Annotated in this window: 6 protein-coding genes; all 6 read right to left on the minus strand. The window is 50.3% G+C overall.

The genetic code is table 11. The features are described from left to right. Positions 1-340: 340 nt before the first annotated feature. The 6 genes from BS614_RS00655 to BS614_RS00680 all read right to left on the minus strand — a co-directional run bounded on the left by BS614_RS00655 (position 341) and on the right by BS614_RS00680 (position 12,775). Positions 341-3,553, minus strand: a complete 3,213-nt coding sequence (locus BS614_RS00655) for a GAP1-N2 domain-containing protein (protein ID WP_157115997.1) — start codon at positions 3,551-3,553, stop codon at positions 341-343. Then, on the minus strand, positions 3,550-4,809 hold the full coding sequence (locus BS614_RS00660; protein ID WP_024632789.1) for a TRAFAC clade GTPase domain-containing protein: 1,260 nt from the start codon (positions 4,807-4,809) through the stop codon (positions 3,550-3,552). The genes BS614_RS00655 and BS614_RS00660 overlap by 4 nt, the downstream gene beginning before the upstream one ends. 90 nt (positions 4,810-4,899) lie before the next feature. Beyond that, positions 4,900-5,547, minus strand: coding sequence for a beta-mannanase (locus BS614_RS00665; protein ID WP_074092587.1), 648 nt, complete (start codon positions 5,545-5,547; stop codon positions 4,900-4,902). 19 nt (positions 5,548-5,566) lie between these two features. Then, positions 5,567-6,850, minus strand: coding sequence for a vWA domain-containing protein (locus BS614_RS00670; RefSeq protein WP_074092588.1), 1,284 nt, complete (start codon positions 6,848-6,850; stop codon positions 5,567-5,569). Positions 6,851-6,936: 86 nt separating this feature from the next. Next, on the minus strand, positions 6,937-9,384 hold the full coding sequence (locus tag BS614_RS00675) for a transcription initiation factor TFIID (protein ID WP_084174343.1): 2,448 nt from the start codon (positions 9,382-9,384) through the stop codon (positions 6,937-6,939). A gap of 1 nt (position 9,385) precedes the next feature. Next, on the minus strand, positions 9,386-12,775 hold the full coding sequence (locus BS614_RS00680; protein ID WP_074092589.1) for a tubulin-like doman-containing protein: 3,390 nt from the start codon (positions 12,773-12,775) through the stop codon (positions 9,386-9,388). Positions 12,776-12,849: the final 74 nt, after the last annotated feature.

Genomic DNA, 12,849 nt, shown 5'->3' on the forward strand with positions numbered 1-12,849 from the left:
CCTCTTTTCGTGCTTTATTTGCTCTTTCTGTAGCAGAAATTCCTCTCTTTTCCCAAGTACACATGAGATCTTTTCTCATTCATTCCGCGCACTTTATCACTTCTGACTGTCTTTCAAACTCTTAAATCGCAAATTTTGTGTCCGAATTGTGAATGTGTGAGTTTTTTTCATGCAATGGCTGTATCCGCCATATCAAATAAAAAAAGATGACCTTGAAATTCAAGTTCAAGGTCATCTCACATACGCTCGTTTAATAAGGTATGAAGTCAGCATTTTCATTATTGGATCAAAAGACACTTAATGAATCTATGCAACACGCTCAAATAATATGATTTACAGCTTAATTAGGCTGCGGCATCAATTGGATCACTGTCATATTGCCCTGCGTACTCTTCACACTGACAATGCTCTCCGCATCCATATTCGCTGGAAGATCGATCTGCAATCCATACGGATAGAGACGATCTACCTCTCCAATAGACATCTGTGCGGGAGTGTTTGCATCCTCTTCATTGGACACAGATGTGTCAGGTGATGTCGAACCTGTAGCTTGATCTGCATCCGTAACTTGATCCGTCTCTCCACTCGCAGCATTAGACGATGCATTCGTCCCTGTATCCGTTGTTGTATCGGTAGCAGGATCCGAAGTGGAATCACCCGATGTTGAAGGATCGGCCTGCTGATCGCCATCCTCCGTCTGCTCTGTGTTCCCCGCGTTTCCCGCTGATGAGCCATCCGTGCTCCCTTCGGAAGTACTTCCTGAACTACTATCGGAAGGAACTTGGTTATCTGGCTCCTCATTCCGATTAAAACTCTCCCACTTGCCTGTAGTATCCAACTCCTGAGTGCTATCATCCTTCATCGTCAATTGAAGTTTGCCTTGCCCAAACTCAGTGCTTCCCGTATCATTCCTGAAACGGATCACCAGTTGAGCAGGTAATTCCGTACCCTCCTGGTCACTCGCAGGAATCATATAAGCAATCTGCTCCGCGAGCTGCACCTCAGGTTCAGCCGGTATGACAGGCTCCTGGGTAGATGGAGGGGATGCCGCTGGCGGCTCCACAGAGTCTTTCATCCATGCATATGTACCGCCAGCAATACCCAGAACCAGGATCAAGAGGATTAATCCGAACAGATTTTTCCTTTTACCCGTTAGCATCCGCACCAGTGGAGAGGACAATTCCGTCTTCGCACGGTCATAGACCGGCTTCATTGTCTTGCTGGCTCTCACGTAATACGGTTTGAACGCTGACTTCGACTTGAAAGCTTCACGGTCATGGGCTTTGAAATAAGTCACGATGGCATCCGCATATCCTTTATGCGCATTGGAACCCCGGACAAACATTCGATGATCTCCTGACCATTCGAAGAATGGATACAACCCTTCAGCACGACTTGCATTGGTACGGATGAATTCAATCAGCCCAGGATAATCCAACCGATTGCTACCGCTTCCCCCCCGATAAAAAGCCATCGGCAAAGCTTCATATGCCGCAATCCCCGGATGAGCCTGCAGCTCTCCGGCAAGCCAGCGACGCGTCCAGCGTTGAAGTTCATTGCGTTCTGCCAGGGAAAGTGCCTCCAATGCCTCTTCTTCATTCCCCTCGACACTAAGCCACACTCTCGCAGCCAGCATCATGTTCGTTCGAGCAGATACATCAGAGCCCTGACGTGCAGCCCAATCCCGAACCTCATTACCATGCTGCAAAATATCAATGCTTAATAGCTGTTCACGGTTAACCCGTTCCAGATCCAGATCCTGAATCATAAACAGGTTAATGACATAAGCAAGCTTGTCTGCAAGGCGGGTTAACTCCTCCTGATATGCCGGATCTTGACTGGCAGACGGAGATCCCCCTTTGCGATTAGGGCGGGCTGTAGCTCCAGATTGACCAATTCGTGCCGTAATGCCTGTATCATAGGTGATATCAGCGGATACCCGATCCAGTATGTTAACACGCTGGAGGGCTTCATTCGCAGACTGTACCGGATTAGGCGCAGAACATAACCGTTCACGCAGCTCATTGGCTGTGCGCTCCTGCAAGAAGCTGTAGTGGATCGCAGATGGATGGGACGTAACCCATCTTCTTATCACTTCCACAACGTTCGCTGCCGATTCCGTGCGTTTCAGCTGATTGTCCAGATAAGGCTCGAACAACAGCTTGGTAAGAGATTCATTGGCCAGCACTTTATCAAAGAAAGCCCGATTCAGCTGCGGATCCCGATCCAGCACCGCATACAATTCCTGCACAGCACGCATACGCTTCTGGACGCGAGCATTATTCACACCGTAGATGAAATAGTCCACAATCCGGGATTGCACCACGGGCGCGGCAACACTGAAATATTCGCCAATGCGAGCTGCGACGTCTTCTTCGGGTACGTTCTCACGCTTCACGCTGTCCAGTTCCCTGCTGAGCAAGGTCAGGAACAGCTCGTTCAGACGGGAACGTTGCTGTAATCCACCATCCGGCTTCAAATAGGTCAGCAAGCCACTCAGGACGTGACTTTTGTTATCCAGATAGAGGTCTTCCATGCCTTGTTCAAGACCATAGAACACCGCAAGTTCGCCATAGGCTTCAATGGAAAGTTCCCGCCCAGGTTCCATGCCAGACAACATCTCATCAGCAAACGTATAGAACGCATCCGCCGCACCAGGTTCCTGTAATAAGGCCCAGGCGAACTCCGCATAAGGTAACTTCGCCACAGATGCATCCGCATGTGTCACTCTGCCGGATACGAGATCAAAGGTGAAATCCTTCTCCGTATTACGGTCTTTCGGACGTAACGTTCCTCGCTCTACAAACTGGACGTGAATGCCCTTCTTGGCCTGTGGCTCCTTGGCAAACGTCATGAATCCCAGCTGCCGCCGGAATGCGTAGGGTAAAGCCGTGTACAGCAAACATAACAATCCTTTGGCCCCTGCGGTCACTTCCTCTGCGGGAAGGTCCAAAGCAATGTATACTTTTCTGCGTGTCGCTACAGACTGCATTACCGCATAGAGCAGGCGCTTGAACAGCACTTCGTTCATTTTCAAAGCGCTCAGCACTTGGGTTGGTGATCCTACGCCAGCATCGGTCGCCCCACCCTGTCCGCTCCTAGGTGATATAGGCAATTCAGCAAGCGCCGGCAGAACTGTACCTTGTTCGATGTCATAGGACGTGGCGAACACGGCATCCAGCCAGCCGCCTTGTTTCATCTGTTCTTCCGAACGTTCGGGAGACAAGACGTAATTATGTGCAAAAAAGGCACTGCGCAGCCCGGTGAAATCCGCAGACTGGTACACATTTTGCCCAAGAATCGTCTCTCCACTCTCCAGATGAAACAGGTGAATGGAAGCCGGAAACTTCGTCTCGTCCTTCTCGCTACGGCCTGTTAGCTCCGCTGGAGCGTCATAGACACAGTAGGGGTGAAGCACTTTTTTGATAAAAGAAGGGTCCAGTCCCGGCGATGCCGCAACCGTATCAAACCCCTCCGTTGTGCGAAACACCCCGCGCCGCTCTCGGGTATACAGCTGTTGTTCAATGGGCGGGGTTACGGAAGAACGCATCATCCCACTCTCCCCTCAATGTACTTCAGCTTGTACAGGAGCCACAGGAAGGGTTCATCCACGCGAATCGGACTAACCACACCCTGCAATTTCATATCCACCGGATTGCTACCCAGCGCAGAGACTGCGAAATAGGCTGTATCCTTGAAGTACACATCCATCGTGCCCTTGAACGGACGATCCACCTTCTCGATAAAACGCCGGATCTCCCCGTCGATATTCTCGAACTCGGTTAAGTCGAACCAATCGCGGTGCACCATGTTGCGGAAGACATTACTGTTGGATTTGATATAATCCCCCTCTTCATCCTTGAGGGAATGCAGCATGTCGCTTTTGGTGAGCACAACGGCCGTTGGAATATTCGTTTTGGCTTTGTCCTGGTATGCGATAAAATCTCCAAACATCGTCAGTACCACGTCACGTGGTTCATCGTATCGTGGTGTCCACTCTCCCGGCTCATTGCCGAGGTTAATGCGGATTTTGTCCCGAATCGAACGAATCTGAAGCGGGTCCACCATAAACAGAATTCCTGCCGAGTTCTTGATGTGCTGCCCATGAAGTCCGAGATAATCCTGCTCCACCATACCTTCACCCGCAACGTCAAAGAACACCAGTGTCAGCGGCGCTTTATCTTCGTCCTTGAACACAAACTGGAAGATAAACGGCTCCTGCAACTTTTCCTTCTGCGTGGAATCCAGCAGGTCGCCCCGTTCGAACAACGGTTCTTCATAATCCGCACGGAACCGGCGGCTGATCTCCGCATTCAGTGGCATGCAAGCCGCGTCAAAATGATCCGCTGTATAATGCTGCAATGTATGAATTAATGAAGTCATGTAGACGGATTTACCCACCTGGGACGCACCAATAATGGAAATGATGTTGCTCGGTGCTTTACCTGCCGTAACAGGTAGCTCGTTATGACATTGCGGACACAACCGGCGACGCGTAACGACACCATACCGATCGTTCAGCCCCATCACGATGTTATCGGAATAAATACGGTGTTCCTCCGGTACATCATGGGGTGCCAATACCGCCTCCATATCAAATACCGTGTCGAGTCCGAACCTTTCGCGATACCGATTCAACTTCGCATCTTCCCCGAGTGCGTAGTCCTCATCATCATCGCGGTGATGGGCGGCGCGGAACACCACCTCTTCCGGTGAAAACTTGCTGAAACAATAAGGGCATACAATATCGTAAAACAGCGGACGTTCCTCCGGCTGTTGTCTCTTCAAAAACCGACTAAAAAAGCTCATAGCCACTCCCCTCCCCTGATCAGTCAGACTAAGGTGATTTACACTTGCACTACGATGACAGAGTAACCTTCCAATCGCTAGTCCAACTATCTAGTCTGATATAAGCCGATAGGCGGCTCCATATTTCGGTCCGTCCGTGAAGAATAATCGCACATAATCATCCTTGGCAACTTCAACGGGCGGCATCTCATTTCTTCCGGGAGCAAAATCACTCACAAAAGGATACACCGTACCATCCTCCTTATTCAACGGAACCCCGCCCTGTTTGCGAACATAACAGAGGGCTTCCTTTGGAACAGCTACTTCCGCTGTGACGGTGATCAATACACTTTTTCGTTTCTGAAAAAAACCGCTCTTGTAGCGAATGGAAAAGCGGATATCCGCCTTCCCTGCGCTTGCAATCACCATGTTGTCCTCGTCTCGTTGACGGATCAGTACAGGTCCCTCTTCCTCCATCTGACACACATACACGGTGTACTTGATGGCACCAAAACCTGTGATCCGATCCGTGTAACCATTGCTCGCCTTATATTCCTCTCTCGTGTACAGCTTCAGCTTGCCCTGTGCAGGCTCTTCCCCGGTACGATCATCGCTCATCATATCCAGCTCCAGCCGTTCCACATACACAGCTTCTACCCGTTCCGGCCAGAGCCAGCGAAGTGTACAACGCCCTTCGTCCACCGCAAGTGTCAGTTTTCGAATCAAGGGTGTCGAAGGGTCTGCATCCGTAAACCGCATTTCCATTGACCTCCCGACGTTAGAATCCTTTGCTGCGTGTATCTCTTGGTCTCTGACCAAACCCTTCGGCAGAAGAAGTTCCGCCGCCAGCTTCACGACGACCCCTGCTCTTCCGCGGCGTGTTCTCCTTAATCGGAACAATCCAGGAGAAGAGGGTCAATACGCCAGACAAAATGAGCATCGCACCAAGACGTACGAATGTATCCCCCACGTTCGAACCGTCGAGTCCCCACTCCAGCAGAAGCCCTGCCAGTAGACCCGACACCGCACCGCCTATACCAAAGCTGAGCGCGAGATGACGGTTATCAAACACGAGTCCGAGTGACACACCCAGCGCCACGCCAATCAGTAATACTGCTGCTACACGGCAAATCGCCAGATAAACGCTGTGCTCCATCATGCCTGTACGCTCCGTTACCAGCGTCCGTTCATCAATCGTATCGTAGATCTGCTGGAATGCCAGATTCAGACCACCGGAATCTGGTACATCATAGTACATGCCGCCCGTTTGCTGAGCAATATTACGCAGCAGATCCGTACCTGATGGGTCCACCAGGCTTAGGCCGACTGTATTAATAGAGATCTGTTCGTTGTTATATTGGGACAAAATATCGGTCGTGTCCGCTTCACTGAAGCCATCGGATAACAAGATGACGACGGTACCGCGTTTCGGGTCCTGTTTGCCCTGAATCTGCTCCATGCCTTCCCGCAGCACGGCATCAAAATTGGTGCCGCCCGAAGTCGTGACAATGCCATCGATTTTGCTATAAACCTCATTCTTGGCCGCTTCACTATCCAGCGCAATAAACGGCTGTAACAACTGCGGTTGGTCATCAAACGTAATGACAGCTACCTGTTTGTCACTCTCCATTTGGCTGATTAGTGTCTTGGCGGCTTCAAAACGTCCGTTATCCGGATCTGTATCATTCATGCTGCCCGAGTTGTCGATCATTAGTACGATGTCTTTCACTTGCTTCACACCGCCCGGATTGATCTGATACAACAATTGCAGGGCGAGTCCAACAACAAATAACAGAGCCAATGTTGCCGGAACAAGCAATTTCCACGACAGTCCCAGATACCGGAGCTTCCATGAAGCGCCATTCAGCTTGGGTGAGATCATCTCTGCGATCAAACAGAACAATCCAACGCTCAGCGCCAGTACGCCAAAGTATAATCCCATCAGCAAAAGACGAGGCATTTCCCCAAGCCATTGACGCAGCATGATTTCTCCTGCCGCAAAGCCCACTGCCCCGCCAATCAGGCTGAACAGGACCAGGAGAAGATTGATTTTTCGCTGCATGTCCACATGCATCCTTTCCATACCAGCCCTAAGCAGGCTGAGTTAATACAAGATTGGTGCTGGGTGTCAAGACACCGTCAGACGTCTTAACGAATGGGTGACAACTTCTCCACCAGACCTGCGGGGTGAAGTTCATAGCCATTCTCCGTGTACGAGTGATAATATACCTTGCCGTTCCGATACACCATGAGATCCTCCAGATGGAAACCGCCCATCAGATTCAGCTTCTCCACACCACTGCTGCGTTCTTCGTACACCACACCCAGTTTGTAGATGCGTGACGTCTCTTCGGCATGTGCCGCATAGTCCATGAAAGCACTATGATGATCACCAAAGAAATACTTCTCTTCATACCGATGTTCCTGCGTATAATCGAATACCCGTACCCGAACAACCGCCTGATCCTCCAGCGTGTGGTACAACCTGCGGAACAGATCATCCCGGGTCAATACGTCTTTGTCTCCGTAGGCAATCGTTACATTGGCCCGCTGCAACAGCTCTTCTTCAAATGGCAATCGCAACGGCTCGGCTGTAAGCAGCAACGAGTGACATACCTCCATCAGACGTTTCAGCAGACGATCATCACCTTCTGTGGCGAGTCGGTTCATGTCTCCCATGTAACGGTCCTCAAACCATACATCCCGTCCGCGTTTGGCTTCCAGGTCGATGATTAGCTCTTCCGTCACTTTGCCGTAGTACTCCATCACGTTCTGGCCGATGTATTCATCGGCAGCAGCGATACTTTGGGCAGCTGTCTCTCGCAGTGTGCGTTCCAGCGCTTCAAGTACTGCTGTGACGTGACGACTAAAACGATGAAGTTCTTCCATCTCCGTATCGTAGATACGCAGTAGATGTAATTCATTTTCCAGTCGCAGTAATTCTACCTTTGGTACATACACTCGCTCCAGCATGCAGTCAATCAGATTGCGCACATTCTGTTTATCACGGAACAACGCTCGTTTGAAGGACTGATCTTCCACTCGCTCTTGCTGACGTTGCTCCAGCAGAGCACGTGCCGATTCAAGCTGCATCGATTTATCCCGAATCAATCCGAGCAGCGCTTCACGTACACTACCAGGCTCACTGTCACTCCAAGCCGCCCACTGGAAGTAACCAACCTCTGGATGCTCCGCGCGGGAATGTTCAGCCTGACGGCGCAGGGAACCGCTAGAGCTGCGCTCGCGCACACGCTCTTCGACAAGACGGACAACGTTATCGCGGAAGTACGCTTCAGCTCCTTGTCCAAACAACGCTCTCTCCGCTTCACGTAGGGAGAGCGGCTTCAGATCGGAGAAACTAACGTTATGCGTCATGATGCCACTCATGCCACTAACCAGATCTTCATCGGGCAGCAGGCCTTCGACTTTGCGTTCCACCGAGGCCGCGTCCAGTCCAAAGAAAGCGAGCTTGTCCTTAATGCTCCAGTCCGGCTCCTGCCGCATGCGTGCGAGCAGATACCGATACATGTGATATAACACCGCCAGTGCAATCGGCTTGTTTGGCCGCCTGATCTCGGCAAAACCCGCGCTGGCATAACCATGCTGATCAGAGGTAGTACGAATATTGTTTTTAAAAGATGTATTGTTGTACGTGTTCGCTCCCGTGCTTGAAACGCTACCCGAGTGATCCACATCCTGCTTCCTGTTCTTCAGCAGGCAGATGCGGCAGATGATCTCGGCATTTTCGATCCAGCCACCGGGAACGCCGGTTCCACGCTCATTTTTGTCGGACAACAGATATACCAGATCAAACAACGGCGAAGCGGGATGTGCAACGGGAATGGAGATCCCATCCTCCGTGACCAGCAGTTTACCGCTGAACGTGTAGTCCAGCGACTGCATATAATCCAGTTCCCGCAGAAAAGCGAGGCCTGCTGCGCTGGCATATCCGAAGGAATCCACCTGTTCCATCTCGCTGACCAACACATGCAGATCCGTCTGCACCGACTTGAAGGCTTGGGACAAAATGGTCTCCGTCAGCTTGGTGAGCTCTGGCAACAATACATTCAACGGATCATCCGCTCTGGTTACCACCGTAACGTAAATCCGATCAAATGACGAGTATAACCGTCCATATTCGGCAATTCGGTTACTGACCCGACGAAGCGTACGATTCAGGTCAAAGAGCGCCTGATCCGATTCGTGGAAACTGCGGTGTACATCCTTGCGCCGTGTTTTGGACGGTCGCTCCGTCTGCCCAGCGGACAGAGGCAAGCGGTGACAAGTCACCTGCCCATCATCGGACGAGCCAATATTCCTCTTTTCACCCGGATGCTCTTTCTGATCTTCTGTACCAATCTGAACGTAGACCACACCGTCTCCGTTATCCCATTTCAGCCGATTGATCTCCTGCACAGCAGACACTGCAGGTGCAACCAGATCACCCACGAAAAGGAACAAAGCCGGGTAATGGATACTGCTGCGTCCATCACCCAGGCTGCCTTGACGCTCCTGCTCTATTGCATACTGTGCTGCATACTTCTCCAGATCACGCTTCAGGGTATTGTTCGAATTGAACTCCATCCCGGTCACCATCTTATTTCAGCCTTCTGCGAATGTCGTTCAGCTTGGACGACATCGTTCTGTAGAACTGATAGATGTCTTCTCCGTTAGCCAGTTCTACCCGCTCGTATTCGAGACGATCGCGCGATTCCATGAACAGCGCAGCCAGATCATCCAGCTTTGTCAGCAGTGGGGTGATATCCTCAGAAGCTGTAAGATCGTTATCGCGGCGGGAGGCTTTGCGCAGCAATGTAATGCGATCCTTCTCTGCCAGACCGCGGAAGTTGCCAAACACTTCATACTCGGCAAAGTTACGGCTCTTCATCAGGTTAGCGAACGGCTCCCATGCGTCTTCTTCCGGGTCACGGTCATAGACGTAGAGCGCACCTTTTTTGACGATGGTGTCAGTATATAACGCTTCGATGAAGCGGTCATACCATTGCTCTTCGTCCTGGTACTGGGCAAGAATGCCTTCGAGTTCCGCAACTTTGGCGGAGATGGCATTCATCTTTGCCAATTCCTCACGTACACGTGCGATCAGCTGCGGAGAGCGTACCAGGTTTTCTTTGGCCATATCTTCATTAATACTGCCGAAAATATCCTTAACGCCCACACGTGGCAACCCTTCGGATTGCAGACGTTTTAGCTCGATCACCGCCCGCTTCACTTCGCCGAGGTTCGGCGTGGTAGACGTGAGACGCATATCGTAGGCTCCCAGTTTGGCGGACAAATCAAACGCTTCTGTCGTCACAATCGCATACCGATTGCTAGTATTCTCATCAATGGATTTGGCTGTCACAATGTTGTATCCAAGCGCCTGCTCAAATTCGTTACGCACACGGGCGTTATACTGCTTCACGCGGGCGTTCTCATACACATCTCCCCATGATTTCTCTGGAATCGGAGACGGCAGATAGGTCCAGTTATTTTTCTCCGTTTGCACCAAGTGACGACCAATGCCTTCTTTGTCCAAAATGGTACGTTCATAACTTTCCTCATATACCTTGAGCGGAGTATACACAAAGAGTGGTACCCCGTTGCGGGTATTCAGCCAGAATATCCGGTTACGCACTTCACTTTCCTTAACGGTAAAATGAGATTTGCCTACCGCATTGTTCTGATAATTGCGAATCCCTTTCAGGATGCCTGGCGCCTGTGCCGGCACCGATACAAATCCCCATGAAGGGAAATGCAGACTGCCTGTACTGTTGCTCAGATTGAACACCGGAACGGCTTCATCATCCAACTTGCCAGCAATGAAACGTTCCACGAATTTCTCGACTGACTCATCCTGACCGTATTTGATCACCAGGAAATCTTCCATGGAACGGGTAATCAGATCACCGAATTTCTCACTCAGGAAGTCGGAGATGGAGCTGACGATATCAATCTCGTTTTCTTTCACCCATTGGCTGGAGTTTTCCAGCAATTCACGAGAGAAGTCACGGATCAGATCATCTGTATCACGCTTATCCAACAGCCCGTCCACCACACTGACGATATCCGGTACACTTACAACGTTCCAGTAATATGTTTTGTTGCCTTTGTGATCGGCTTGTTCTTCGCCACGTGTCAGCAGGTCACCGTTCTTCGTGAATATCGAGCTAAGGGCATTCAGCGTTTCGGTAAATACGTTATAAATGCGGCTGTTTTCCTGGTTCAGCAACTCATACAGATCTTCATAGAACTCGATCATCTGATCGTTGCGTTCCACGTCGGCGTGCAGCCAGTACTCATGAATTTTTGCTTCAATATAAGCATTCTTTTTCTTCTCTTTGGAGACAAAAGCACTCTTCGCATCGCCCAGTTTCTCTTCGGACTGCTCCTGAGCTGCTTCAATATCACGAGGAATGCGGAAGGCATTCTCACGCAGCGTTTCGATGTACGACTGAATCATCTTCAGTACACAGAAACCTTTTTCCGTATAAATCAGACGGGAGACATAGAACGGACCTTGTTCGGGATGCAAAAACATACGCCGGATCTGTTCGGTGAACTGACCCGCAATCTCACCAGGCAGTTGTTTCTTCGCCTTGATATATTCTTCACGAGCACGAGCCAGGAAGTTCTGCTCCAGCTCGGTATCCATATTCACAACCTGTGATTTCACCACGTTGCCATAGGATAAACGCTCGCTGTTCTGATACCCAGGCAGTGGCTCTGGTACGCGCGCTTCAAAGGACTTGACCACACTTTCGAGATCAATACCCAGCTTGCGGGCAAACTTCTCGGTATCCTCCTGGTTTGGTGCCTTGGAGAACATGGTGTTCATTTTATCGAACATGCGATACGCCAGATAAGTGGTCATCTCTTCAATCGGCAGGACAGCCGAAGATGCACCGATGATGTTGTAATCATAGTTCGCCGGGTAAACCTTGTTCATCTGTGCAATGTTGGTGCGAATGTTGCTGATATAGTCATGGATCGCAAACTCCTCACCTGACTGCTTCTCCTCACTTGCCATGAAGTTGGTAATGTTCTCGGCCGTGACGTTCATGCAGTAATCGTAGGCGTTCTCCAGCAATTTGCCTTCGGTATTCGTAGCAGAGATTAGATGACACAGGTTAAATGGCGGCAGTGGTGAGTTAACGGTTAAAATATTGCCGTACTTCTGTGTAAATCGCTCACCGCGGCTATCCACGTTCATCCAATAATCCAGCTCTTTGAGCGCAGCATATCCATTCTTGCGAATGTATTCGCGAGTGTGTTCGCTTAAGCTTTTGTTGGACAGGTTCACGTCTGGCGTGAACAGGTATCCAAGCGTATTGACGCGGTCAATCCCGGCAGAGCCGTGATCCCGTTCGATAATGCCGCGCACGATATAGGAAATATCGAGGAAACAGCCGCTGCCTGTACCGCCGGACAGACCTGTCAGCAGGAACACCATCAGTTTTTTGTTGGTACCTACGGATAAGGTTTTGATCTTTTTATCGATGGCCTGTACGACCTGATTAATCTTGGTGAACAGGAGCAGACGTCCAGCCTGACGTACACCTGCGGCGCCGTTCATACCGTCCGTGATGCTCAGTTCAGGAGACAGCCAGTCCGTAATGTACGGCTCCAGCACGCTGCGGTTCTGTAGAAGTCCGCCAATCTCGGCATTGGACAGCAATACGAATTCATTAATCGGATCAAGTCCGATCCCTTTATACTTTTTGGCACGATCCTGTTCGTTTGTCTCAAAAGCCAGAAACTCCACATTGTCCGGCTTGTCCATTTTTTTCTTGGATACTGGGTCTTGTGGCAGCTTGAAACGACGGTTGATCTGATATTTGAGACGCAGCAGTGCGTCAATTCCCGTTCCTCCCAGACCAATAATCAAAATGGGGTTATCAATTGTATCAACTCTGATCTTCTCACTGACAATACCTCCGCCAAGTGATACATCAAGTTGCTGAATATGTTCTCTAACAATCGGTTTCATTCCATGTCCTCCTTAGATTAACGCACGTATGCTTCAATCTATATAATTCAAACTAAAGAATATTTACACTTGCC

Origin of the sequence: Paenibacillus xylanexedens (assembly GCF_001908275.1) — a bacterium.
In the GTDB taxonomy this organism is placed as follows: Bacteria; Bacillota; Bacilli; order Paenibacillales; family Paenibacillaceae; genus Paenibacillus; species Paenibacillus xylanexedens_A.